Source organism: Eubacterium sp. 14-2 (assembly GCF_000403845.2).
Lineage (GTDB): Bacteria > Bacillota > Clostridia > Lachnospirales > Lachnospiraceae > Petralouisia.
In genome coordinates this window covers 209,013-233,315 of sequence record NZ_KE159568.1, presented here as the reverse complement: position 1 = coordinate 233,315, position 24,303 = coordinate 209,013, and the positions used below count along the sequence as shown (strand labels likewise).

Below are 24,303 nucleotides of genomic sequence, written 5' to 3'. Positions count from 1 at the left end.
AATATCCATATCATACAGGGAGGGCAGGAGGTATAATGAATGAAAAATATATGGAATATCTGATTTATGTGAAGGAATATCTTACCAGAAATCATGGCATTGATTCACCCAATCCCAGACATCCCTTTCGTTCCCGGTTTCAGCATACCATCCGGGTGCTGCACTGGTGTTTTCGTCTGACGGAAGGCATGGAAAATGTGGATAAGGATGCTCTGTATACAGCAGCTGTTTTTCATGATATTGGTTATATGAATCGGGATAATGACCGTCATGCAGTGCGGAGCGGAAAGGCGTTTCATGAATATGCGGTGTGCTGTTGCATGGAAGAAGCATTTCGTGAAAAAGTGGAACGCCTGATTTATGCCCATTCCAATAAAGCCCTGCTGAAAAAGAAGGATACCAGTCTGGAATTGATTTTGCTGATGGAGGCAGATTTACTGGACGAAGAAGGAGCCATGGGAATTGTGTGGGACTGTATGGCCATGGGAAATATACATGCCTCCAGCTATGGAGCAGCATATTATCACATCATGGAGAATTCCAATAAAGAGGAGCCCAATCCCATGGTGACGGAAAAGGCCAGAAAATTCTGGGAAGAAAAAAAGCGGGTGGCAGCAGAATTCGCAGATACGCTGGCTGAGGATTTGATGATCGGAAGCCCTTATTTTGATGTCCCATAATCCTTTTGCCATTTTTGCCTGCTTTCCGGTATATATGGTAAAAGGAAAAGTTCTGGACATTTTTTCATGGTTGTGCTATGATTATAAAATACTGGAGAGTTGAACAGTATCAGAAAATTTAATTACAGAAGGTGCCTGCAGGACTGCAGGATAATAGGGAAATGAGTGAGAATCTCATACGGTCCCGCCACTGTAAAAGTGGAGTTTTCTTTCGCAGACAGCGTATGGTTCAGATGCATTGTCAGATACCACTGGGAAACCGGGAAGGTGGAAGAAAATGAAGAAGCTTGAGTCAGAAGACCTGCCTTTTGTAAAGGAATGCAAAAAGTTACGAGAGATAACTGGTTGCAGATTACCTGTTCCGAAAGAGTGTTGGGGAAAGATTTTTCGGAATGGATTTTCCCGATGCGGTTTTTTGTGTCAGAGCAGAAGATTGCAGAAGATACCGGTTTGCTGTAAAAAATGCAGGAAATACGGTATTTTTTAATTCTATAGGAAATTCCTCCGGATTTCCTATAGAATTAAAAACAATGATGCGCAGGGTCTGCCCCAGCGAAGCGAGGGTACTTATGCGAATGGAAAACGTCACACGGAAGAAACGTGTCAGGTGCGGGAAACTCACAGACGGTATTCTCTCTCGTCTGCAGAAAAGGAGAAAGACTATGACAAAGAAACAGAAGAAACTATTGATTTTTATCAGTGCCTTTGCGGCAGTATTTGCAGTGGTGCCTGAAGTAAACGCCATGCATATTATGGAAGGGTATCTGCCCATAGGATTCTGCATTGCATGGGGGATTGTGTGTATTCCCTTTTTAACGGGAGGATTTTTTTCCATTCAGAAAAAACTGAAGGAAAATCGAAAGAATATTACCATACTGGCCATGTCAGGGGCTTTTATTTTTGTAATATCTTCCCTGAAAATCCCTTCTGTTACGGGAAGCTGCTCTCATATGACAGGAACAGGACTGGGAGCTATTTTGTTCGGACCGGGCGCAGTAAGTATTCTGGGAATTATTGTACTGGTTTTTCAGGCGGTTCTGCTTGCCCACGGCGGGCTGACCAGCCTGGGGGCCAATACCTTTTCCATGGCGATTGCAGGACCCGTGCTGTCCTGGGGTGTTTACGGACTGTGCAGGAAATGTAAGGTGAACCGCAGAGTCAGCGTATTTCTGGCGGCTGCTCTGGGAGATCTTTTTACTTATTGTGTGACCAGTTTTCAACTGGCCCTGGCGTATCCCTCTGAGCAGGGGGGGATTCTGGCGTCTGCCGGCAAGTTTTTGGGTGTATTTGCGCCAACCCAGCTTCCTCTTGCGCTGATTGAAGGTTTCCTCACCACTGTGATTATAATTACACTGGAAAATTATGCCCGGCCGGAGCTGGAAAGTGTGGGATATCTGGAAAAAGGAAAAGCCGGGAGAGAAAAGGTACAGGAGGGTTAAACATGAAAAAGAGGGATAAAAAGATAACTGTAATTCTTCTGGCAGCTGTAGTCTTACTTGTAGTAATGCCTCTGCTGGTTTTAAAAGGAGCGGAGTTTGGCGGTTCGGATGATGCGGGAAGCAAGGTGGTGGAGGCAATTCAGGAAGATTACGAACCATGGTTTACACCGGTGCTGGAAGCATTGATCGGCGGGGAAATACCAGGAGAGGTGGAAAGCCTGATATTCTGTGTTCAGACCGGAATCGGCGTGGGAATCATTGCTTTTTGCATGGGGCGCATGGTGGAGCGAAAGAAATGGAAGGACCGTATGGAAACATGATTCATCCGATGGGTACGATTTGTCCTTACTGAGGGGTACGAACTGCTGTAAAAATGAAAAAATAGTGTACTTATTCCCTGGATATGATTATAATATAGTTTGTTGAAAGAATTTATGAAAGAAAAAGAAATTTACAGTACAGGAGGAATCAGAATGGCAGAGAATAAGGAGTGCAGCAGCGCATCGGGGTGTTCAAGAGAAAGCTGTGAAGGATGTCCCAGCCAGAACGGAGGGGCGCCTCAGAGTTTCCTGGAGGAACTGAATCCTTTTTCCAGTGTGAAAAAAGTGATTGGCGTTGTCAGCGGCAAAGGCGGTGTGGGAAAATCTTTTGTTACCGCATCTCTGGCGGCGGCGATGAGAAAACAGGGATATGAAGTGGGAATTTTAGACGCGGATATTACCGGGCCTTCCATTCCGAAAATGTTCGGGGTTCACGGTCCTGCAGAGGGAAATGATATGGGACTGTTTCCCATACCTGCTCAGGACGGCACGAAGATCATGTCCCTGAATCTGCTGGTGGATGATGAGGAATCTCCCGTAGTCTGGCGGGGACCGGTGATTGCATCCACAGTAAAACAGTTCTGGCATGACGTGTACTGGGGAGATTTGGATTATCTGTTTGTGGACATGCCTCCGGGAACCGGAGATGTTCCTCTGACGGTGTTCCAGTCCCTTCCTGTGGATGGAATTGTAATCGTGACGTCTCCTCAGGAACTGGTGCAGCTTATTGTAAAAAAAGCAATCAATATGGCGGGAATGATGGATATTCCGGTGCTTGGCATTGTGGAGAATTACAGTTTCCTGAAATGTCCGGACTGTGGAAAAGAGATTAAAATATTCGGAGAAAGCCGCATTGAAGAAGCGGCAGCAGACCTTGATTTACCGGTTTTGGGTAAAATGCCTCTGGAACCGGAGTACGCCAGGCTGGCAGATGAAGGAAATTTCCACAAAACAGAAAATCCTTATCTGGAAGAAGCAGTGAAAAAAATAGAGAATTTATAAAGTCTTTTGACGTATAAAAAGCCTTGTGGAAAGCGGGTTTCCTTTCCCAGGGCTTTTTGTCAGCAGAAAAATTTTGTAAAAAATGCATAATTGCAATTTCAGGAAACAGGGGTTACAATACCATCACAGAAGCAATTCTGGTTACAACTTATTACATTATTATCTTACCGTCGGTAATTCTGTACCGGCACATCACAATCTTTTAATTTCTGCATAAGAATGACAGATGGTTGTTCTTAATCAATTGGCATTTAATTTCGCCGATTACCAATGCATGAAATGTACAGTAAAATCGTGGATTATTCTGTCCGCAGAAAGGAGGGAATAAGTATGAAAGTCATTTTCGAGGAGTACAGCGGCATTATTATTACAGCAGTTGCCATTATTGCTCTGATTGCAGTAGTAGGGCTTCTGCTGGCGGCAGAAGGGCCGGTGCATACAGCTTTCGTAAATCTTATCAATACGTTATTTGCAAAAGCAAGTGTATCCTGAGTGCCGCAGTGTGGCTGAATGTTTATTGCCGAAGGCGCGGGTTCTGGTAACAGAAGCCCTTCGGCAATGACGGGGGCTGCTGCAAAGTGCCGGATTTCTGACGTATATGACATACACGATGCCGGTGGGCAGATTTATATTGCTAATTTTTACATTTTGCGGCAGATCCCGTCCTTATATAACAGATTGGAGGAATGAATGAAATATAGCTGGGAATTGACAGAAGCTGAATTTGGCCCTTTTTATCCCTATATTCAGGATAAAAACGTGACAGATATTGATTATAACGGGAAAACGCTGTGGATTGCAGATCTGAAAAAGGGAAGATATCGGGCCAGAGCAGATATAACAGAAGAATTTGTAGAGCGGTTTACCCATCGGATTGCCAATCGGGTGAACAAACCTTTTAACAGAGCCAGTAACGTGCTGGAAGCAGAGACAAACGAGCTTCGCATCAGCATTGTGCATGAATCAGCGGCAGTGTCCGGGCGCAGTATCTGTATCCGTAAATCTCTGCCAAAAGTGCGCCATACCGTAGAGAGTATGCTGGAGAGCGGCTACTGTTCCCTGGAGGTGCTGAGCTTGTTAATCAATTGTGTGAAAGCGAAGATGAATTTTGCTTTCTGCGGAGAGCCAGGCGTGGGAAAGACAGAATGCGCCAAATTCTTTTCCCGTTTTATTCCGGAAAATCAGAGAGCGATTACCATTGAGGATAATCTGGAAATGCATTTCCATGAAATTAATCCGGAAAACGACTGCGTGGAGCTGCAGGTAAGTAAAGAACTGAGTTATACGGATGCCATCAAACTGTGTCTCAGACAGAATCCAAAATGGATTATCCTGTCAGAAGCCAGGTCCACAGAGGTGCAATATCTGCTGGAGCAGTGGTCTACCGGTGTGTATGGATTTACCACTCTGCACCTGGATGATCTGCGCAATCTGCCGGACAGAATTATGAATATGATTGGAAGATCCAGGGATGCGGACCGGCTGGAGAACTACATCTATGAGTTTATCAGTGTGGGCGTGCTGCTCCGCCAGTATGAAAATGAACAGGGAATGCTGGAGCGGTATATTGACCAGATGTGCTTTTACGACCGTCTGAACGGTAAAAATGATATTTATATGCTGGTGGAAGACGGAAAGCTGATTTCCAAAAATATTCCGGGAGATATATTAAAACGGATGGTGCGGGCGGGAATTTCAGAGCCCTTTCAATGTCCGGAAACCTGCCCTTATGAACCTCTGGATGTGGAACTGGTGAAAACTGTCAGAAAAGCGGAAGGGAAGGAAATATGAAGCAGAATCTGAAAAAGAAGAAAAATCTTTCCCATGGGATGGGAATTTCCCTGCTGTTTCGTCCTGCGGATTTGCAGAAACAGATTGACAGTTATGGCTATCATTTTTCCATGGGGAGATATGTGCTGTTCGTTCTGACTGCTGTGGCAGGAACTGTGGGGTGCGGCATGATGTTTTCGCTGCACTGGTACTTTATGGTACTGACCGGTGCGGTATGTGCTGCAACTCTGCCGTTTCTGATTCTGGACGGATATAAACAGATGTATGAGCATAAACGTTTTCTGGATGTGTCTGATTATATGGAGCAGCTTTTGTACTCTTTTCGTACAAATCAGAAAATTATCGGTGCATTGAGGGAAACCTGGGCTTTGTTTGAGAACGGGCGCATGTACATGGTGATAGGTCAGGCTGTTGACTATATTGAACAGGGAAAGTATCAGAAGGAGCTGTACCGTGAGGCGTTTGCACTGATTGAACAGGAGTATCCGGCCAACCGTCTGCCTGCTGTTCACGGGTATCTGCAGTCAGTGGAGAGCAATGGCGGTTCCTGCACAGAAGGCATTGACCTGCTGCTTCAGGATAAGGCTGTATGGGCGGACAATGTTTTGCTGCTGCAGGAGGATAAAAGGGCGGCCCGCACCAGAGTTATTTTTTCTCTGGCAGTAACCATGGCGCTGGCTGTTATTTTTCACAGTGTTTATCGCTCCATGCCGCAGCAGTATGGAATTGTGGAACATCCGGTTACCCAAATCAGCACTACGGTTTATCTGCTGCTGAATATTCTGATTTTCCGAAGAACCAGCCGGGAGATTGCAGGAAGCTGGATGGTACAGGAAAACCCGCAGGAGGAGGAAAAGTGGCTCCGCTATTACCATATGGTGATGGAATTTGATGAAAAAGAAGAACGAAAGAAAAGTTTGATTTATGGCGGCTGTTTCTGCCTGGCAGGAGCTGCGGCCTGGATATCAGGACATCCTCTGGCAGCACTGCCGGCAGCTGCGGCAGGAGGGTTACTGGCCAATCAGCATAAAATGGGTTATCGGCTGGCATATGACAGGGTAGTGAAGGAAATCAATCGTGTGTTTCCGGCCTGGCTTATGGAAATGGCATTGCTGATGCAGGGGAATAATGTACAGGTGTCCATCGAAAAGACCATAGAACATGCACCGGCAGTATTGAAGGAAGAGTTGCAGATGCTGTCGGAGCATTTAAAAAGAAAGCCGGATTCTATGGAACCTTATCTGAATTTCCTGAAAAAGTTCCGGATTTCTTCGGTGCAGTCTTCCATGAAAATGCTCTATGCCATTTCAGAGTCAGGAAGCGGGGATGCCCAGACCCAGATTCAGATGCTGGTACAGCGTAACAGTAAAATGCTGGATAAGGCAGAAAAGTATACCAATGAGAAAAGCCTTGCGGGAATCAACGGTATTTTTTATCTTCCTCAGGTTACCGTATCTTTTCATGCCATCGTCAATATGGTGGTATTTATGGTGGTCTTTCTGAGACAGCTGCAGATTTGAGGGAAAGGAGAGAAAAATGGGACAGGTATTGAAAACCTATCTGGGGCTGTTTTTTCTGCTGCTGATGGGTCTTGTGGGAATCGGTGTGGTGGCGGCAGGAATGGAAGCGGCGGCAGCCAGAAGTTATCATGCAGATGTAATCAGTGAAATTGAATGCAGTAATTTTAATCCCGGTGTTATTGCGGCCTGTGAGAGCCAGGCCGGCAGCAAAGGGTATGAACTGACCGTTGCAGAGCTGGTGTATGATGGGGAACAGCGGCAGCAGATGGCAGAAGTGATACTTTCTTTTGAGTATGCCATCCCTGTGTTAAATCTGGTGTCAGACCATGAAGTACGGGGATTTGCAAGATAGGAGGCAGTATGAGAACAGTTTTGGAAGAATTCGGAGGATCTATTGTTTATGTAATCGCCGGAGGCGGTTTTGTGGGGATCTTCTGTTATATATTAATGATGGTTGTGTAAACACAGCCAAAGAAGAATCGGAGGAATTAATATGAGAGAAATAATAGATGAATATGCAGGAATTCTGGTGGGCGGAATAGCAGCTGTGACAATATTGGGAATGGCGTCAGAATTTGTACTGGGCGGGGCAGGTTTACATGAGATTATTCTGTCTTTCTCCCGGAGTATCTGTTAAAAAGGAGCGGAAATGAAAGAAAGTTACAGAATTATGGCCGGACTGTTTCTGGCCGGGCTGGTATTTGCAGCAATATTTGCAGGGATATCTGCTCTGTCATTTACAGACAGGCTGGGAGAACATATGGATATACCGGAAGAACGTTATGAAGACTACGGGGACGCCAGGAAAATCAGGGAAATCTGCAGTCGAAAATCTCCTGAAATAATCCGCCGGACCTCTAAAGTCTGGAAGCCGGGAGAAGAAATCAGGATTACCCATGTGTTTGAGGGAACAGACGCAGAAGGGCTGCAGACAGAAATTAAAGTGCTGGATATTCAGGATGAAAGAGGAGCCAGCAGGATGGAGTGCTACGACAGTGCAGAGCATAAAGTGGTGTTTTCAGAACGGGGCATGTATCTGCTGGAGCTTAAGACCACAGATGGACAGAAGAAATCTGCTGTCAGGAAATTTATGCTGCTGGCAGATTACAGACAGGGAGGAATATGAAACACACGGTATATGGCATAGCACTGGCTGTTGCTGCAATGTTGGTTGTGACCATTACACTGGCAGTCAGCGGGAAACATGTGCGGAAAAATGAAATGGAAACATCGCTGAATACAGCCGTTGAACAGGCTCTGGAGCAGTTTCAGAGTGAAAGGGGAAATTCAGAATCTCCACAGGATCTGATTGCCCGGTTTAATCAGCTTCTGCTTATGCAGATGGAATCGGATTCTGAACTGCAGGTTGAGATTCTGAATGCAGACGTGGAAAAAGGAGTTCTGGATGTGAGGATTACAGAGACGTATCGTAATATTCTGGGGAAAGAGGAGAAAGCTGTCTGCCGGAAATCTGTAATTCTGGAAGAGTATTCTGAAAAGAAGACATATCATACGGTTACCTTCCTGTCGGAAGGCGCGCTGTATGCCAGATATTCTCTGTATGAAGGCGGAAAAACTGTTCTGCCGGAAACACCCCGGAAAGATGGAAAAACCTTTCGCTGCTGGGTAAAACAGGGAGAGGGCCAGGAATGGGATCCAGTCCATGGGACAGTGGAAGAAAACCTTACGCTGGAGGCGGTGTTTGAATGAAAAATAAAGGAGGTAGTGGGATTGAGAATTGCCTGCATACTGCTGTCATTTGTACTGTTGACAGGGAATCTGAAGGCTTCGGAACAAATGGCCGAGGCATATGAGCTTTCCGGACGGGAGCAGCAGAAAAGTATGGAAGAGGAATCTGGTAAAGAGCCAATGGCGGAAGGAATGAGAGAAAGACAGGAGCCGGAGACAGAAGGAATGAGAGAAAGACAGGAGCCGGACAGAAAAGAAGATATTCCGGATTTATCAGAAAAAGAGGTGATATCGGCCGAACGGTATAATACAAAGGAAGAATATTATGCCCAACAGCAGGATTACAGGAAAAAGGATGGTTATTTTTATATATTTCTGAGAAAAGAAGGAGATAAAGTAGAAAAGGGAAGGTGGTACAGGATTAACATGAGCATGAAATCTCTGTCTTCCTATAAAAGCCAGAACATTTCCTGGAGTCTGCTGTATCTGAAAAAACAGAAAGGGGATATTTCCGGTATTGATAACTGGGAATGGACTTCCGATACTGTAATAAAACTGCATGATCCCTTTTCCTTTGATGTGGAAACGGGAAAGAAATGGGAAAAAACCGGGCAGAATGGAGCAGGCGCTTCCCCCATTCTGGGCTCAGCTGGTGTTCCTGACCATGATAATGGATATTATTTTAAGCTGTGCGGGAAATTCCTGTTTGGTTACCGGGGGTATCAGATTCGATTTGATGACAGTATTTATGAGGATATGGCCGGGTTTGACATTGAAGAGGAAAATAAACGGATACAGAAACCGGATGATAAACTGAAAGAGGGGGAAGCGTCCTGGACAGGAGACGGATATTTTAAATTTGCCATAGATACCAATAATACAGGAATAACCAATTATGGCGCTTCCGGGGAATTTCATAATTCTGTGTTTGGATTTAAAATGGTTCCGAATCAGTATACTGTGAAATATCATGCAAATGGAGGAACCGGAACCATGGAAGACCAATCCGCAGTCTATGATAAGGCATTTACTCTGAAAGATAATCAGTTTACCAGACCAGGATATACGTTTATGGGCTGGGGCCTGCAGACCTTTGGAAGATATTATCAGAGCGGACAGAGTGTGAAAAACCTTACGGAAATACAACATGGGGCAGTTACGCTGTATGCCCAATGGATGCCGAATGTATACAGGGTGAACCTTGACAGATGCCTGGATACCCCGGAAACAGCGGGAACAGATGCAATTTACGAAAAATACGAACATGGATGGTACCTGAACCGGGAATGCACCGGTATTTTAAAAGAAGGGGACCAGACGGGAAATATTGTGATTCCACAAAAAACAGGATATGTGTTTCAGGGGTATGACGATGCTCCGGTTGGAGGCACTCAGATGATTACAGCAGAGGGAAAACTGACAGAGGCCGGAATTGCAGATTACAGACAGTTAGGAGATACTACCTGGTATGCAAGTTATAACTGTCTGGTATCCTGTGAAGATTATGGGGATATTCCCTGTGATTTTGAAAAAACAGCAGGAGATTCCAGAGAATATACGGGAGTGCTGCTGTCTTTTGACAGGGAGCGGAGACAGGTAACTGCCAGGAACGGTAAGCCGGGGACAGCAGTATCACTTATCGGTCTGCCTGCCGGTACAAAAATCGGGCAGTTTGAGTCCGTAATTTCAGGCAGTTCAGCCTCAGCTTCTTTTGGAGCAGCACAGACTGCGGAATTGTCCATAGTGCCTCAGGAGGGAGCCGCATATCAGCTTCAGGTGGCTGAACAGGGGAATATACAGTTTCAGAGAGCTGTGTATTTTAAGAACGGGCGTTTCCGTACTCTTGTGAAACTGGGAGAAAAAGGAAAAAAAGAAGCTGCGCGGGGAAGTGAAATTTCAGGGGCTGCATGGGGAACAGAGGACAGTGCTTATTCCCTGTATCGGTATACAGGCTGCACCAGCCTTAAAAATGTACAGAGACCTGGCATAGTGTACCGCTATTTCCGCTACCGGGATATCAATATGGCTTACAGCGGAAATGGAGCCACTTCCGGAACCAATAAGATAGAATATGGCATATCCATGGAAGATCTTTATCAGTTCCGGAAAAATGAGTTTGTCAGAGAAGAGAATCAGAGGAAATTTACCCAGGATGGGAAGCCTTATGACTGTCAGGTGAAATACAGTTTTGAGGGGTGGAACCTGCCTCAGAGCAGAACATATCAGGAGCATCAGCAGGATTTTGCAGCATATATTTACAGGGAAGCAGAAGAAGTGCATGGTGTTTCTGATAAGCCTCTGGAGCCGGCAGCAACTTATCAGCCTGTGGAACCGGTTCTGACAGCAGGAAACAGACAGGCAGCTTCCGAATCTCCATATGTCAATTTCCGGGCGGAATGGAATGCGTTTCCCACAATTGTGGTAACGCCGGGAAGCAGTCTGGAATTTTATGAAGGGGAGGATGTGAAAAAGGAGGATCTGACTGCCTGTTTGACGGCTCATGATGAAGAAGACAACGGAAAAGAAAATCAGCCGTATCTTCCGGATTTGAATGATAAAATCCGAATTGTTGAGATTATGTATCCGAAATCAGAAAATGGAAGTCAGGAGGCTTATGAAAAAGTATACGATAATGATGTTCCGGAAGATTTTCTTCTGGATACCTATTACCTGAAACTGGAACAGGATGAGAATGTTACTGTCCGTATCAGATTTGCAGTTACAGACAGGAACGGAAACACCACAGAGGAAGAATTTCCGGTGAAAATTAAATATAATAACTATCCGGAGATTCACAGTGAGGAAATTCTTTATTATCTGAAAGAAGAGGCCAACCGCGGAGAGATTACGTCAGATGCCCTTGCGGGGCGCGCTTCGGCAGAAGATGTGGAAGACGGGAATCTGACCGGAAAACTGCAGCTTAAGGATTTCGATGCTCAGATTCTGAAAATGCAGACAGAAGCCAGGGCAGAGTTTGATCTTACTTATCAGGTAACGGATGCTTACAAAAAGACCACATACAGGACTGTTAAACTCAGGGTTATGGATGAAGATGCCCTTGTGGCAGAACTTCCCCGGTATTATGTTCGTTATATTTCAGATAAATATCTGGATACGCTGGAGATAAATTCAGCCTGGAGAGAGCCGGAAAATTATGTATATCTCAGGGAAATTCTCAGGAATGAAACGCCTGTGGAAATCTGGAAATTCACACATGAAGATGTACAGGATGTGCAGGAATGGATAACGGAAAATGGAAGCTGGAAATTCGGACAGGAGGCGAATCAGGAATTTCAGACCCGGTTTTCACGCTGCCGTCAGCAGAGATAGCCGGACGGATCCGGGTATTGTCCGGGCCGAAAAAAGGCCCGGCAGACCGTATCCGGTCTGTCAGGCCAGGCTGTATACTATTTTGTGGATTTCTCAGCAAAGGAGGAATCAATCAAATCTTTATAGGCAGGTCTGTCAGTCAGTTCTCCTGATTCTGAGAGAATATCAAGAAGCAGGTTATAAGAGGATTCTTCAAAAATCAGATTTTCTTTCCAGGTTTCCTGTTCATGGTATCTGGAAACGATGGTGGTGAGAGTGTCCATGTCTGTTTCTTTGAACTGGGGAGAGATTACCTCTGCAATTTCTTCCGGTGTGTGGGAGAGGGTATACTCCAGTCCTTTTTGCAGAGCATTGGTAAATTTCTGTATCACATCAGGATTCTTTTCCATATAGCTGGATTTTGCACTGAAAGCAGTATAGGGAACGTAACCGGAGTCTACTCCAAGGGAAGCCACCACGTACCCGTCCCCTTCTGTTTCCAGTGCGGTGGCTCCCGGCTCAAATTCAACGGAAAAATCGCCTTTTCCGCCGGAAAATGCTGCGGCAGTAGAGCCAAAGTCAATACTCTGATCAATAGACAGATCATTGGCAGGGTCAATGTTGTTCTGTCTTAAAATATATTCGAACACCATTTCCGGCATTCCGCCTTTTCTGCCTCCAAGCACTTCTGTTCCGCGCAGGTCATCCCAGGTGAAATCCGGAAGCTCTTCGCGGGCTACCAGAAAATTGCCGGCCCGCTGCGTAAGCTGGGCAAAATTGACCACATAGTCTTCGGAACCTTCATTGCGGGTATAAACTGTGGTTTCCGGCCCCATAAATCCAATGTCCGCTTCACCGGAGAGAACAGCGGTCATGGTCTTATCGGCGCCAAATCCCGTAACCAGTTCCAGATTAATGCCTTCTTCTTTAAAATATCCCTCTTCTATGGCAACGTACATGGGAGCGTAGAAGATGGAATGGGCCACTTCATTTAAGATTACGTTTTCCATAGTATCTTTTGTTTCTTTCTTTTCGGAATTTCCGCATCCTGCAAAGGTAATCAGTACCCCTGTAAGGCATAAAGCCAGCGCCATAAAGCGTGATAAATGTTTTTTCATAATATCCTCCATATAGTATGCAGTTTTCTTTTTTATAAAATATGTGAAAAGAGAAAAAGTGTGTGCAGAGTCTTTCTAACTATGTGCAGCAGGGAAAACAGCCATGCTTTCATGGAAAATTAACGAATGGAGGGAAGACTTTGTTTATCTGACCTGCTTGCAATTTCTGTGTAAAACAGCTAAAATAATGGCGTGAGACAGAAAAACAGACAGTAGTTGGAAAAGAGGAAAGATATGTTGGATAAAATAGATTTGCATACCCATACAATTATGAGCGGACATGCTTATAATACAAGGAATGAAATGATAAAAGCGGCAGAAGAAAAGGGACTTGAAATCTATGCGATTACAGAACATGCACCTGCCATGCCCGGAAGCTGCCACAACATGTATTTTATGAATTACCGGGTGCTGCCACGAAAATATGGGAATATGACAGTATTGTACGGGGCGGAACTGAATATCCTGGATTATCAGGGACATGTGGATTTGCCGGAACATATATTAAAGGGAGTGGATCTGACGCTGGCCAGCCTTCATACGCCATGTTATGTATCAGGTACCAGAGAGGAAAATACGAATGCATATATTGGCGCCATGAAAAATCCTTATGTCAATATTATTGCCCACCCGGATGATGAGCGCTATCCGGTGGATTATGAAAAACTTGTTCAGGGGGCAAAGAAATATCATGTTCTTCTGGAGGTAAACAATGCCTCTCTGTCGCCGGGGAGTTTTCGGGGAGATCCGGTGGAACGATACAGAGAAATGCTGGGGCTTTGCGCAGAATACCAGGTTCCGATTGTTATGAATTCAGATGCTCATGCGGACATACAGGTGGGAGAACATGGTTATGCCAGAAAGATGCTGGATATGGTGAAATTTCCGGAAGAGCTGGTGGTGAATTACCACAGTGAACTGTTGAAAGGGTATCTTAACAGAATAGTATAAAACATAAAAATATGTGTTTACTTCATAACTTTAGTATGTTAAAATCACTACAGGATTATTTATAAGATATGATTATAAAGAAGTAATACATAAAGGAGAAGGGCATATGAGCAAAAAATTAAGGACAGAAGCCGTAGACCATTTATTTGAAGCAATATTAAGTCTGGAAAATAAAGAGGAATGTTATACATTTTTTGAAGATGTATGTACGGTAAATGAACTGCTGTCTTTATCTCAGCGCTTTGAAGTGGCAAGGATGCTTCGGGCTCAGAAGACGTATCTGGACATTGCGGAGAAAACAGGTGCTTCCACAGCAACCATCAGCAGGGTAAATCGTTCCCTGAATTACGGGAATGACGGATATGATATGGTGTTTACAAGGACAGGCATGGGAACGGAAGAAAAAGAATCTGGAGTGTAACAGGGAAGGAATCTGCAGGAAGATGAAAGGAGGATGCTGCAAATTCTGCAAAGTATGGCAGAATTTGCAGCATCCTCATAATAAATCAGTTGCTTTCAGTATTTTTGGAATGTTTTCCTGCGGGTTTCTCATTTTTTCTGCTTTTTGCGTCGATAAGTTTTTCAATTAACTGCTTTTTGATATAGACATCAAAACTCAGCATACATATAAAGGCAAAGTGCTGCAGAGATTCTGCTTCTTCCGGAGAAGCGTCAGGAAAGGTCTGCTGGCTGGTGTGATATTTTTTGGTAATGTCTTTCTGCAGGTTCCGTATTTCAGCTTCTTCCAGGCGGAATACCTCGGAATAAATATCTTCCAGATCCGGCTTTGAATCTGAGGCAAAATAACGTTCCGTGACAGGATTCAATATGGCCTGTATATCGCCGATACTCAGAATATTTTTAAAATAATAAATGAATATCAGGGCAAGCAGATGTTCTTTGGAATATTTCTTTTTTACCGGAGGCGGAAGCAGGTTGTTCTTGGCATAATTATTAATCATTGTCTTGGTAAGCACTTTGTCTTCCGGACGGCGTTTGGACACAGAGAGCTGAGCATCCATAAAGGTTGTGACCTGATCCATATACAAATCTATATTGGGAAGTTCTTCCGGCTTGATGTAATCAATACGTGCCAGACTTTCCAGGATACTGTTCAGTAAATCTTTTTCATCTATTGTCATTTGTTTCACCTCAAAGTACATTATATAGTATTAAAAACCAGATAACAAGTGTTTTGTGAGTTTTTCTGAAATATAGAGGAAAACAGGTTGAAATGTGGAGAAATATTTACTATAATAAACATACGTTTGAATTTGAGAGGAAAGAATATGAGTATGTACGATAAGTTAAATCCCATGCAGCAGGAGGCTGTGCTGCATACGGAAGGGCCTTTGCTGATTCTGGCAGGAGCCGGTTCAGGAAAGACCAGGGTGCTGACCCACAGAGTTGCTTATCTGATCGGGGAACGGGGAGTGAATCCGTATCATATTATGGCAATTACCTTTACCAATAAAGCTGCGGGAGAGATGCGGGAGCGTATTGATAAAATGGTGGGATTCGGCTCGGAAAGTATCTGGGTTTCCACTTTCCATTCTACCTGTGTGAGGATTTTAAGACGTTATATTGATTGTCTGGGGTATGATACGAATTTTACCATTTATGATGCGGACGATCAGAAGGTACTGATGAAGGATGTGTGTAAACGGCTGCAGATAGACACCAAAATTTACAAAGAAAAAAGTTTTCTTGGAATAATTTCTTCTGCCAAGGACGAGCTGGTGTCTCCGGAGGAATTTACTCTCCGTGCAGCGGGTGATTTTGTAAAAGAAAGGCAGGCTGCGGTATACCGGGAGTATCAGGCGGCTCTTCGTAAGAATAATGCACTGGATTTTGATGATCTGATTGTAAAGACAGTAGAACTGTTCAAAAGCAGTGGAGAAGTGCTGAATTCTTATCAGGAGAGATTTCGGTATATTATGGTGGACGAGTATCAGGACACGAATACAGCGCAGTTTCAACTGATTAAACTTCTGGCTGAAAAATATCAGAATCTTTGTGTGGTGGGAGATGATGACCAGTCTATCTATAAATTCCGGGGAGCCAATATCAGAAATATACTGAGTTTTGAGGAGGTTTACCCGGAAGCAAAAGTGATTAAGCTGGAACAGAATTACCGTTCCACGCAGAATATCCTGAATGCGGCAAATGGTGTCATTGCCAATAATGTGGGCAGAAAATCAAAAAAACTGTGGACGGATAACGACGAGGGAGAAAAAATTAATTTCAGTCAGTTTGAGACAGGATATGAGGAAGCAGAGTATATTGCAGGAGAAATACAGAGAAAGGTACGGGAGGGAAGCTGCAGTTATGGAGACTGTGCTATTCTTTACCGGACCAATGCTCAGTCCAGATTATTTGAGGAAAAATTTGTAGTGTCGAATATACCCTACCGGATTGTGGGCGGTATTAATTTTTATGCACGAAAAGAAATTAAGGATTTGCTTGCCTATCTGAAAACCATAGATAACGGGAAGGATGACCTTGCAGTCCGGCGTATTATCAATGTGCCAAAGCGTGGAATCGGAGCTACCACGCTGGGACGTGTACAGACTTATGCAGATGAAAATAATCTGAGTTTTTATGATGCTCTCAGACAGGCGGATGATATACCATCCATTGGAAAAGCGGGAGCAAAAATAAAGCCATTTGTGAATTTTATTCAGGCCATGCGGAGTAAACTGGAATATCTGGGCGTTTCCGGGCTTTTACAGGAAATTATTGAGGAAACCGGATATGTGGCAGAGCTGGAGGCAGAGAGTTCAGATGAAGCCCAGGCACGTATTGAGAATATTGATGAATTAATCAGCAAGACGGTAGCTTATGAGGAGTCTGAGGAAACACCCACTTTAAGCGGATTTCTGGAAGAGGTGGCCCTGGTGGCAGATATTGATTCACTGCAGGAGGGCAGCGAATATGTAGTTTTGATGACATTACATAGTGCAAAAGGACTGGAATTTCCCAATGTATATCTTACTGGTATGGAGGATGGGATTTTTCCCGGTTATATGTCTATTGTATCAGACGACCCTTCTGAAATAGAAGAAGAACGAAGACTCTGCTATGTGGGAATTACCCGTGCCATGACAAATTTGTCAGTTACCTGCGCAAGACAGCGCATGATACGGGGGGAAACCCAGTATAATAAAGTATCGCGTTTTGTAAAAGAGATTCCGGTCAGCCTGCTGGGAGGAATGGTAAGGAAAAAAGAAACAGATTCTGCTTTGGGCGGAACGCAGGAAAAATCTTTTCGTCAGGCGGCTTCCAGAGTAAATCCGGTGTTCAGTACCAGAAATAAATATCAGACAAATCCGTATCAGAGCACTTCTTTTTCCAGCAGCAGCACAGGAAAAATCACGCTGGAATATACCAGTGGGGACCGGGTAAAACATGTGAAATTTGGGGAAGGTACGGTGACAAATATTGTGGAAGGGGGCAGAGACTACGAGATAACGGTGGATTTTGACCGGGTGGGAACGAAAAAAATGTTTGCCTCTTTTGCAAAACTAAAAAAAGTATAAAATTTCAAAAAACCGGTATGCTAATGGGTAAATATGTGTTATACTTATAACAACAACTGGTTGGGAGTCCAGCCACAAAAAAGAGGAGAAGGAGCGGTAATCATGAATAGAGAAAAGATTGATGAATTGTTAAGCACAGTAAAACTGAATGACCTGTTACACAGACAGGAAGAGGAAAAGAAAAAATCAAAGGTACTCTGGGTATGCGCAATTGCAGGAGCAGTTGTGGCAGTGGCAGCAATTGCTTATGGTATCTATCGTTTCTTTACACCGGATTATCTGGAAGATTTCGAAGATGACTTTGACGAGGATTTCGAAGATGATTTCTTTGATGATGAGGATGAGGAAACAGAAGAATAAGAATCAGATGTCTGGACTCCCGCATGAAATGCGGGAGTTTTTTCATTCTATAGGAAATTCCTCTGGATTTCCTATAGAATGAAAAAACAATGATGCGCAGCTCGCGGGGGGGGATGTTTATTGCTGCGCAATCCGCTCGCGCGCGAGAATGCGCATGGCGCATTCTTTTTTATTCTACAGGAAATCCCCTGTCATTTTAAAGCATGAAAATGTTTTCCTGTAGAATAAAAAGCTCTGACCGCACTGGGGCGAACAGAAAATTCCGTATGATGAACAGTATGCACAGAAATGAGGTTATATAATGAAAAAGGGACAGATATATGAGGGACTGGTGGAAAAAGTAGTGTTTCCAAATAAGGGAATAATCAGGGTGGACGATGGCCGCACAGTTGTGGTGAAAAATGTAGTGCCGGGACAGAAGATTTCTTTTTCCGTCACTAAGGTAAGGAAAGGGAGAGGTGAGGGAAGACTGCTGGAGATTCTGGAAAAATCTCCCATGGAGCTGGAACATGTACCCTGTGAGCATTTTGGAATCTGCGGAGGATGTACATTTTTAAACCTTGCTTATGAAAAACAGCTGGAGTTAAAAGAGCAGCAGGTTCGAGAACTGCTGGAGCCAGTATGCGCCCCTTATGAACAGGAATATGGCCTGGCGCCTTTTGAAGAGCGATTTGAGGGAATTCGGAGAAGTCCTGGACAATTTGAATATCGAAATAAAATGGAATTTTCTTTTGGAGACAGCTATAAAGACGGACCGCTTTCATTGGGTATGCATAAAAGAGGAAGTTTTCATGATATTGTAACCGTATCCGGCTGCAAAATAGCAGATAAGGATTTTTCTGATATTTTATTGGCAGCATTATCCTGGTTCCAGAACTGTGAAAATCCCATGGGGGAAACAGGAAGTGAAAAAGGTATTCCATATTACCATAAAATGCGCCATACCGGCTATCTCAGACATCTTCTGGTGCGAAAGGCAGCAAAAACAGGAGAAATTCTGGTAGATCTGGTTACTACCACACAAATGGAACAAGCAGCAGAACAGAAGGTATTAGAGGGATTTTGTACGGCACTGCTTAATCTGGAACTAAAAGGAAAGATTGTGGGAATTCTGAACACACATAATGACAGCCTGGCGGATGCTGTTATTAATCAGGGAACCAGGATTTTGTCTGGTGTGGATTATTTTTATGAGGAACTGCTGGGGCTGCGTTTTCGGATTTCGCCCTTTTCTTTTTTTCAGACGAATTCACTGGGGGCTGAGGTTTTGTACGATACAGCAAGGACATACATTGCAGATGCCGGAACGGGAAAGGTAGTATACGATTTGTACAGCGGAACTGGAACGATTGCTCAGATTCTGGCTCCTGTGGCAAAAAAAGTAATTGGTGTGGAGATTGTGGAAGAAGCAGTAGGAGCAGCCAGGGAGAATGCACGGTTAAATGGACTGAATAACTGTGAATTTCTGGCAGGAGATGTGCTGAAGGTACTGGATGAGATTGAAGAGAAACCGGATTTTATCGTACTGGATCCTCCCAGGGAAGGAATTCATCCAAAGGCTTTGGAGCGGATTATCCATTATGGGGTGGAACAGATGGTATACATTTCCTGTAAACCTACCAGCCTGGCCAGAGATTTGGAGGTGCTGCAGGCAAAAGGGTATATGGCAGAGCGGATTTGCTGTGTGGACATGTTTCCGGCTACGGCCAATATTGAGACGTGCGTCCTTTTGGGTAGGAAATAGTAACACCGCTGAAACAGTCTATGCGTATGTGGATTATGAGCCAAAAGATAATGAATATCTAAAGGATGTAAAAGGCTGTGCGACCTATACGGAAATTAAAGAATGGATAATGTCGGAGTATGGTTTAAAGGTATCGTCACTGTATGTAGCACAGATAAAAAACAAATGCGGTATTGAGAAACGTCTGAATTACAATGTAGGCGATAATAAAAGCCGTGTGCCGAAATGTCCGCCGGAGAAAGAAAAAGTTATTATGGCAGCATTTAAGCATTTTAATATGATATGAGATAATCGTTGCAGTTCAGCTTTTCGGCTGGACTGTAGCCATACTATAAACCAGTAAGGAATCATCCTTGAATATAGGATGGTTTTTTTGTATAATGAAACCAAGATAGCCTGATTATTTGTTGTAAATGGTAGATAGTGTGTACCTCGACTGCAAGGGACATTTCAGAGAAAGGGAAATGCAGAAATAGGTGGGATGACTGGAAGATATTTATTGGAATAAAGTTCAGGTTAATCGAACATAGAAGAACAAAATATGTCTAAACTATGAACAGACAGAAAAAGTGTTGAAATATATTGTTTTCAGAATATTCTGTAAATTGCTTGCAAAAAAGTTCTCAAGAGGTCTTGATGTTAAAGGATTCGAGAAGGAAACCATAAAAATGAAGGGAATCCGAGGAAGGGTATTGACATCCATATACTTCACTGCAACTTGTTGGCTCAAAATCTTAGAAATAAGGAGGTTCGAAGATAGGCATTGACACTCTTATTCCATTAGTTCGAACAGAAACGTCGTTGGATGTAAAAATAAAGAAAGTATGCTTTTCTGGGGTTGGCGTAAGATTTTATGCTGGTAGCAGAAAAGAGGAAAGCCCGAAGGGGCATTAATACATCATTTTTGGTTCATTTAGCCAAAACCAGGCACAAGATAGTAAAGAGGAAGAGCCCGAAGAAGGGCATTGAAATGTGTATATAATTGTCAATAAGGCTACGTTTATGATGTAGAAACGAAAGAAGTTCGAGGAAGGGCATTGGCACAGCAGTTGGTTAATTGTTTCTCGTTTTCTTATTAAGTAGAAATAATTAAAAAAATAGAGATGTTCTTAGATGTGACATCTTATCAAAGGGAAATGACCATGGTATTACTGCATCTGTTGCGCGAGAATAATGTTTCAGCCTATGTGGAAATTTACAAAAGAATTTTGAAAATAGCAAAAAGAAGAATAAAAGAGGGGACGATATGAAGAAAAAAATTCATAAATATAATCATAACGCTGTAATAATTATTGCAGTTCTTATCCTTTTTATTGTTTGTGTCACGGTATTATTTGGATATTTTAAAATGAAATCCATGAATAGGCGCATACAGGAATCAGAAGCAAAGATTGCAGATATGGAAATCCAGATACAGCCTTCTTCAAAGAACACCGACCAGACAGAATATATGAAAGCGGTTGAGTTTATAGAAAATGAAACTGCAAAATACAGGGAATTTATCCAGGAGCAGCAGGAATATCTGATTTGGCTCTTAGGAGTGGTTGGAGCAGCGTTCTTGGCGCTTATGGCTTTTCTGGGATTTGAAAGCAGAAAGAACATTTCAGATATGTTTCAGGAGCAGTACGTTAAACTGGTAAAAGATGAAATAACAAGATTCATTGGAGGTGTGGACCGGGAGGAATATCTGATAAGATGTATTGAAAAAGAAGAACAGGCGAAGAAGAAAAAAATATTATTTTTAAAGCAAAAGAAGAAGGATGAAGATTTCGAAAAAATATATGACTTTCTGGAAAAACAAGAATATTGTGTAGAGGAAGAAGTAATAAAGGAATCTGTAGAGGAAAAGAAAATAAACCGTTTAATAAAAAAATATAATGTGATAATTTATCAGGTAGGCCAATCAGAGTATGAAAAGAATACGCGGGTTGGTAGACAAGCAGCAGGGATTAACAATACGGAAACGGGAGCGAATGAAGAAAAAAATTATGAGAAAATTGCAAGACAATGCAATGAAAAAGGAATCTATGGAATTTTTTATTGTGTAGGAGGCAAGCGGATTAATTTGGAGAACTGTAATTTTCCTTTCTATGTGAGTTCTGTAAATTTTGGGGCCACGTTATTAGAACGTATTAACAGTGTTTTATATTTTACGCAGGAGTAGGCAGATGATGGAATTATGGAGAGAAACTATTTTAGGCACAGTGATTACGGAACTTTCCGTATTTTTCGCAGTACCGGGGTTTGAGTTTTTGCAGAGGTATGAGAAATTATTCAGGAGCTATGCAGACCTGCCAGCTTTAAAGGGATTGCTGGAAAATGGTGTACAGGGGGAATGCCAGGAAATCATTCAAAGGGCAAAAAAGCTGGCATTAGGTGGTGAAGACCCGCATAGGGAAAGGAAAACCATGAATCCATTATGCAGTGTTTTTTCAAATTTAAGCCTTGACGGCAATTACCCAAAGAAAAAAATGTATTATGCCCCGGCAGAATTATCTATGGAAAATATAATCCCTCTTTCAGCTGGGCGGATAAAAGACTGTGATTATAAGAAAGTAAGGGAGCAGTTCTTCCATGAGCTGGATTTGCTGCAGCAAAGTTTCCCAGACAGCTTTGAGGATTTCCTTACCGTGCTTGACACTTTGATGAAGAAATATCTATGGGGCATTCCAGCAACACAGAATGAGCAGGAAGATGTTTCGCTTTATGATTATATAAAAACAGCAACGGCAATCACAGCAGCGTTATTAAAGTCAGAAAACAGGGACAGGCCCTATGTAATGGCAGCAGGGCATTTTTCCGGCATCCAGAAATATATATTCCTGGTTTCAAAAGTTGGGTCTGGCGGAGTTGCCAAAAGGCTCCGTTCCCGCTCTTTTTACGTCAATGCAACAATCAGTGCCCTTGCGCATTGCATCGTACATAAATTCGGATTGCCATTAACAAATATCCTCATGCTGACAGGAGGAAAGTTCTATATCCTTCTTCCAAATACGGATGTCACGGGACGGATATTACAGGCGATTGAGGAAGATGTAACAGAATTTTTGTATAAAAAATTCAGAGGGAATTTGTCCTTTGAACTTGTTTGGGAAAAAATAGGAGATGCGGGGATTTATAATTACAGTAGCACAATTACCAACCTTTCTGTCGCAATTGACAGAAAGAAGAACCAATTATTGAAAACTGTATTGACAGAAAAAGAACAGTGGAATCCGGAACGCTTCCTTGTTTATGATGAATTGTTCCATAAATCCATGTGTACCTCATGCAGGAGTGCCTTGGTGGACGAAGGGGAGGATATGTGCCCTAATTGTGAGAATGATACGGAAATGGGTGGGAAGCTGCCGAAAATCAAGCAGTTTTCCTTTAGCAGAGGGAAAGGGCAGTATGAATTGATTGAAGGGTATTACTTGAACTTGGATGAGGATACGACGGAGCCTTATCTGGTTATGAGGCTGAATGATTCTGACATAAGCGGGATGTACAGCATGCCTGTAACCATATACCATGCCGTAAATAACGTGCCAGTGAAAGAATCGGGAACTAAGGGGCAAAGAAGTTTTTTTGAAGTAAAAACATTTGACGAGATAGCCGATGGTTCCAAAGGCTGCAAGAAAATAGGGATTTTAAAGGCAGATGTAGACACACTGGGGTTTTTGTTTACAGAAGGCCTGCAAAGCGAAGACAGGAATATGGGGACAATTGCAAGAGTCAATACATTATCACGGATGCTGGAGTTGTTTTTTAATGGGTATCTCCATGAAATAATCGCGACAAAATACAAAAATGTATATTGCGTTTTTGCAGGCGGGGATGACTTGTTCCTATTAGGGCCTTGGAATGAGATGCCGGAGCTTGCTATTGAAATCAATAAAAAGTTCCATGAATATACGGGGTTCAATCCGTGCGCTACGTTGTCAGCAGCAATCTGTACAACAAACGGAAACGGGCATATTTCCACGCTGGCTGGATATTGTGAGCAAAAATTAAGCCAGGTCAAGAAAAGAATAAATCCTGTGGTATATCCGGACAAAGGAGGGAGGAATGGGGTTTATTTCCTGGATGAATTCATGTCGTGGGAGGATTTTGAAGTCCAGGTTGAAACGGGAAGAAAATTGGCGAGGGCATATGCTGATGTGGGAGCCGCAGCAGTGAGGAGGATTGGGGATTACAGCCGGATGTATCAGAAATACCAGGAAAGTATGGATGTGGACAGCCTTATGTTCCTGCCAATGTTTGATTATGACATGCAGAGGAACTTTGATTTGATAGGACGGAATAAGTGGTTTAGGGAGTATTGCAATGATTTGTATCGGGAAGCTTCGGATTACCGAAAGCTAAAAAAGGAGGTTTATTTTGCGGAGGTTAGTGTGAAATATGCGTTAAATTTGACAAAGGAGGACAGGAAGCATGGATAAACTGCCAAAGGAGTATTTGGAGGATTTAAAAGATGGCTATTACAGAATTGTGGATGGGAAAGAATGCATGAAGCCTGAATTTATAGTGAAATACCCAAAGGAAATAGCAAAGGGCTTAAAAGACCGTAATAAAAATAAGCTGTCACAGATATGGAAATTTTACGAGCATGCCAGAAGGATACAGGATAACCTGGAGCATCGAGGGATGCCTTTCGCTGTGTCAGAAGCGGAATTGGATATGATGCAGCCGATAGTCGAATCTGCATTAAATAGAAGCATGGTTACGCCCGTATTTAAAGATTTTATTAATGAAAATGTTTCAAAAGTTCAAAAAATGGAAGATTTGGATGCGTTTATAAAACATTTTCAGGCATTGATTGCATATTTGCCAAGAGAAAACCAGAAGTAAGGAGACGATAA

General features: G+C 43.1%; 23 protein-coding genes and 1 riboswitch. Of the genes, 21 read left to right on the top strand and 2 right to left on the bottom strand.

What is annotated here, in order from left to right; all coding sequences use genetic code 11:
* Nucleotides 1–35: 35 nt before the first annotated feature.
* The 12 genes from C805_RS18325 (at nucleotide 36) to C805_RS18285 (ending at nucleotide 11,771) form a co-directional block, all read left to right on the top strand.
* A complete protein-coding gene (locus tag C805_RS18325) occupies nucleotides 36–680 on the top strand; it encodes an HD domain-containing protein (protein ID WP_016215459.1) in 645 nt (214 codons plus the stop codon).
* A 112-nt stretch (nucleotides 681–792) separates the two neighbouring features.
* Nucleotides 793–1,004, top strand: a riboswitch (cobalamin riboswitch).
* A 338-nt stretch (nucleotides 1,005–1,342) separates the two neighbouring features.
* Nucleotides 1,343–2,119: an energy-coupling factor ABC transporter permease gene (locus C805_RS18320; RefSeq protein ID WP_016215458.1), complete on the top strand. Its 777-nt coding sequence runs from the start codon at nucleotides 1,343–1,345 to the stop codon at nucleotides 2,117–2,119.
* Between the two features lie 2 nt (nucleotides 2,120–2,121).
* Complete coding sequence (locus C805_RS18315) at nucleotides 2,122–2,439, top strand: energy-coupling factor ABC transporter substrate-binding protein (protein WP_016215457.1); 318 nt, start codon at nucleotides 2,122–2,124, stop codon at nucleotides 2,437–2,439.
* 153 nt (nucleotides 2,440–2,592) lie between these two features.
* On the top strand, nucleotides 2,593–3,441 hold the full coding sequence (locus tag C805_RS18310; protein WP_016215456.1) for an Mrp/NBP35 family ATP-binding protein: 849 nt from the start codon (nucleotides 2,593–2,595) through the stop codon (nucleotides 3,439–3,441).
* A gap of 330 nt (nucleotides 3,442–3,771) precedes the next feature.
* A complete protein-coding gene (locus C805_RS26790; RefSeq protein ID WP_016215455.1) occupies nucleotides 3,772–3,933 on the top strand; it encodes a hypothetical protein in 162 nt (53 codons plus the stop codon).
* 198 nt (nucleotides 3,934–4,131) lie between these two features.
* Nucleotides 4,132–5,232, top strand: a complete 1,101-nt coding sequence (locus tag C805_RS18305; RefSeq protein WP_016215454.1) for an ATPase, T2SS/T4P/T4SS family — start codon at nucleotides 4,132–4,134, stop codon at nucleotides 5,230–5,232.
* Nucleotides 5,229–6,752: a hypothetical protein gene (locus tag C805_RS25405; protein WP_016215453.1), complete on the top strand. Its 1,524-nt coding sequence runs from the start codon at nucleotides 5,229–5,231 to the stop codon at nucleotides 6,750–6,752. The genes C805_RS18305 and C805_RS25405 overlap by 4 nt, the downstream gene beginning before the upstream one ends.
* 16 nt (nucleotides 6,753–6,768) lie before the next feature.
* Nucleotides 6,769–7,104 (top strand): hypothetical protein, encoded by a 336-nt coding sequence (locus C805_RS18300; protein ID WP_016215452.1) that lies wholly within the window; start codon nucleotides 6,769–6,771, stop codon nucleotides 7,102–7,104.
* 141 nt (nucleotides 7,105–7,245) lie between these two features.
* The gene (locus C805_RS26475) at nucleotides 7,246–7,389 is read left to right on the top strand and encodes a hypothetical protein (RefSeq protein WP_016215450.1); all 144 of its coding nucleotides are present in this window, start codon (nucleotides 7,246–7,248) and stop codon (nucleotides 7,387–7,389) included.
* A gap of 12 nt (nucleotides 7,390–7,401) precedes the next feature.
* Nucleotides 7,402–7,878 (top strand): hypothetical protein, encoded by a 477-nt coding sequence (locus C805_RS18295; protein WP_016215449.1) that lies wholly within the window; start codon nucleotides 7,402–7,404, stop codon nucleotides 7,876–7,878.
* Complete coding sequence (locus C805_RS18290; RefSeq protein WP_016215448.1) at nucleotides 7,875–8,462, top strand: InlB B-repeat-containing protein; 588 nt, start codon at nucleotides 7,875–7,877, stop codon at nucleotides 8,460–8,462. Before C805_RS18295 ends, C805_RS18290 begins: the two co-directional genes overlap by 4 nt.
* Before the next feature lie 21 nt (nucleotides 8,463–8,483).
* Nucleotides 8,484–11,771 (top strand): InlB B-repeat-containing protein, encoded by a 3,288-nt coding sequence (locus C805_RS18285; RefSeq protein ID WP_016215447.1) that lies wholly within the window; start codon nucleotides 8,484–8,486, stop codon nucleotides 11,769–11,771.
* A gap of 77 nt (nucleotides 11,772–11,848) precedes the next feature.
* Here C805_RS18285 and C805_RS18280 read toward each other — a convergent pair whose 3' ends face one another.
* Nucleotides 11,849–12,868, bottom strand: coding sequence for an ABC transporter substrate-binding protein (locus C805_RS18280; RefSeq protein WP_016215446.1), 1,020 nt, complete (start codon nucleotides 12,866–12,868; stop codon nucleotides 11,849–11,851).
* A 234-nt stretch (nucleotides 12,869–13,102) separates the two neighbouring features.
* Between C805_RS18280 and C805_RS18275 the strand changes: the two genes are divergently transcribed.
* Complete coding sequence (locus C805_RS18275; RefSeq protein WP_016215445.1) at nucleotides 13,103–13,819, top strand: phosphatase; 717 nt, start codon at nucleotides 13,103–13,105, stop codon at nucleotides 13,817–13,819.
* Between the two features lie 106 nt (nucleotides 13,820–13,925).
* Nucleotides 13,926–14,240 carry a YerC/YecD family TrpR-related protein gene (locus tag C805_RS18270; RefSeq protein WP_016215444.1) on the top strand — a complete coding sequence of 105 codons (315 nt, stop codon included), beginning with the start codon at nucleotides 13,926–13,928 and terminating at the stop codon, nucleotides 14,238–14,240.
* A gap of 85 nt (nucleotides 14,241–14,325) precedes the next feature.
* Here the strand turns inward: C805_RS18270 and C805_RS18265 are convergent, their stop codons facing one another.
* On the bottom strand, nucleotides 14,326–14,961 hold the full coding sequence (locus C805_RS18265) for a DUF1836 domain-containing protein (RefSeq protein ID WP_016215443.1): 636 nt from the start codon (nucleotides 14,959–14,961) through the stop codon (nucleotides 14,326–14,328).
* A 147-nt stretch (nucleotides 14,962–15,108) separates the two neighbouring features.
* Between C805_RS18265 and pcrA the strand changes: the two genes are divergently transcribed.
* The 7 genes from pcrA (at nucleotide 15,109) to csm2 (ending at nucleotide 24,292) form a co-directional block, all read left to right on the top strand.
* Complete coding sequence (pcrA, locus tag C805_RS18260; protein WP_016215442.1) at nucleotides 15,109–17,358, top strand: DNA helicase PcrA; 2,250 nt, start codon at nucleotides 15,109–15,111, stop codon at nucleotides 17,356–17,358.
* A 102-nt stretch (nucleotides 17,359–17,460) separates the two neighbouring features.
* Complete coding sequence (locus tag C805_RS18255; RefSeq protein ID WP_016215441.1) at nucleotides 17,461–17,718, top strand: hypothetical protein; 258 nt, start codon at nucleotides 17,461–17,463, stop codon at nucleotides 17,716–17,718.
* A gap of 301 nt (nucleotides 17,719–18,019) precedes the next feature.
* Nucleotides 18,020–19,462 carry a 23S rRNA (uracil(1939)-C(5))-methyltransferase RlmD gene (gene rlmD, locus C805_RS18250; RefSeq protein WP_016215440.1) on the top strand — a complete coding sequence of 481 codons (1,443 nt, stop codon included), beginning with the start codon at nucleotides 18,020–18,022 and terminating at the stop codon, nucleotides 19,460–19,462.
* Between the two features lie 28 nt (nucleotides 19,463–19,490).
* Nucleotides 19,491–19,748: a hypothetical protein gene (locus C805_RS0105995; RefSeq protein ID WP_022751262.1), complete on the top strand. Its 258-nt coding sequence runs from the start codon at nucleotides 19,491–19,493 to the stop codon at nucleotides 19,746–19,748.
* 960 nt (nucleotides 19,749–20,708) lie between these two features.
* Nucleotides 20,709–21,626, top strand: a complete 918-nt coding sequence (locus C805_RS18245; protein WP_016215438.1) for a DUF948 domain-containing protein — start codon at nucleotides 20,709–20,711, stop codon at nucleotides 21,624–21,626.
* A 4-nt stretch (nucleotides 21,627–21,630) separates the two neighbouring features.
* Nucleotides 21,631–23,883: a type III-A CRISPR-associated protein Cas10/Csm1 gene (cas10, locus tag C805_RS18240; protein WP_016215437.1), complete on the top strand. Its 2,253-nt coding sequence runs from the start codon at nucleotides 21,631–21,633 to the stop codon at nucleotides 23,881–23,883.
* Nucleotides 23,876–24,292: a type III-A CRISPR-associated protein Csm2 gene (gene csm2, locus C805_RS18235; RefSeq protein WP_016215436.1), complete on the top strand. Its 417-nt coding sequence runs from the start codon at nucleotides 23,876–23,878 to the stop codon at nucleotides 24,290–24,292. Before cas10 ends, csm2 begins: the two co-directional genes overlap by 8 nt.
* The last annotated feature ends 11 nt before the right edge of the window (nucleotides 24,293–24,303 follow it).

Excerpts from the sequence above, each read along its gene's own strand:
- C805_RS18325 (WP_016215459.1), top strand. The coding sequence starts at position 36 with ATGAATGAAAAATATATGGAATATCTGATTTATGTGAAGGAATATCTT.
- C805_RS18320 (WP_016215458.1), top strand. The coding sequence starts at position 1,343 with ATGACAAAGAAACAGAAGAAACTATTGATTTTTATCAGTGCCTTTGCG.
- C805_RS18315 (WP_016215457.1), top strand. The coding sequence starts at position 2,122 with ATGAAAAAGAGGGATAAAAAGATAACTGTAATTCTTCTGGCAGCTGTA.
- C805_RS18310 (WP_016215456.1), top strand. The coding sequence starts at position 2,593 with ATGGCAGAGAATAAGGAGTGCAGCAGCGCATCGGGGTGTTCAAGAGAA.
- C805_RS26790 (WP_016215455.1), top strand. The coding sequence starts at position 3,772 with ATGAAAGTCATTTTCGAGGAGTACAGCGGCATTATTATTACAGCAGTT.
- C805_RS18305 (WP_016215454.1), top strand. The coding sequence starts at position 4,132 with ATGAAATATAGCTGGGAATTGACAGAAGCTGAATTTGGCCCTTTTTAT.
- C805_RS25405 (WP_016215453.1), top strand. The coding sequence starts at position 5,229 with ATGAAGCAGAATCTGAAAAAGAAGAAAAATCTTTCCCATGGGATGGGA.
- C805_RS18300 (WP_016215452.1), top strand. The coding sequence starts at position 6,769 with ATGGGACAGGTATTGAAAACCTATCTGGGGCTGTTTTTTCTGCTGCTG.
- C805_RS26475 (WP_016215450.1), top strand. The coding sequence starts at position 7,246 with ATGAGAGAAATAATAGATGAATATGCAGGAATTCTGGTGGGCGGAATA.
- C805_RS18295 (WP_016215449.1), top strand. The coding sequence starts at position 7,402 with ATGAAAGAAAGTTACAGAATTATGGCCGGACTGTTTCTGGCCGGGCTG.
- C805_RS18290 (WP_016215448.1), top strand. The coding sequence starts at position 7,875 with ATGAAACACACGGTATATGGCATAGCACTGGCTGTTGCTGCAATGTTG.
- C805_RS18280 (WP_016215446.1), bottom strand. The coding sequence starts at position 12,868 with ATGAAAAAACATTTATCACGCTTTATGGCGCTGGCTTTATGCCTTACA.
- C805_RS18275 (WP_016215445.1), top strand. The coding sequence starts at position 13,103 with ATGTTGGATAAAATAGATTTGCATACCCATACAATTATGAGCGGACAT.
- C805_RS18270 (WP_016215444.1), top strand. The coding sequence starts at position 13,926 with ATGAGCAAAAAATTAAGGACAGAAGCCGTAGACCATTTATTTGAAGCA.
- C805_RS18265 (WP_016215443.1), bottom strand. The coding sequence starts at position 14,961 with ATGACAATAGATGAAAAAGATTTACTGAACAGTATCCTGGAAAGTCTG.
- pcrA (WP_016215442.1), top strand. The coding sequence starts at position 15,109 with ATGAGTATGTACGATAAGTTAAATCCCATGCAGCAGGAGGCTGTGCTG.
- C805_RS18255 (WP_016215441.1), top strand. The coding sequence starts at position 17,461 with ATGAATAGAGAAAAGATTGATGAATTGTTAAGCACAGTAAAACTGAAT.
- rlmD (WP_016215440.1), top strand. The coding sequence starts at position 18,020 with ATGAAAAAGGGACAGATATATGAGGGACTGGTGGAAAAAGTAGTGTTT.
- C805_RS18245 (WP_016215438.1), top strand. The coding sequence starts at position 20,709 with ATGAAGAAAAAAATTCATAAATATAATCATAACGCTGTAATAATTATT.
- cas10 (WP_016215437.1), top strand. The coding sequence starts at position 21,631 with ATGATGGAATTATGGAGAGAAACTATTTTAGGCACAGTGATTACGGAA.
- csm2 (WP_016215436.1), top strand. The coding sequence starts at position 23,876 with ATGGATAAACTGCCAAAGGAGTATTTGGAGGATTTAAAAGATGGCTAT.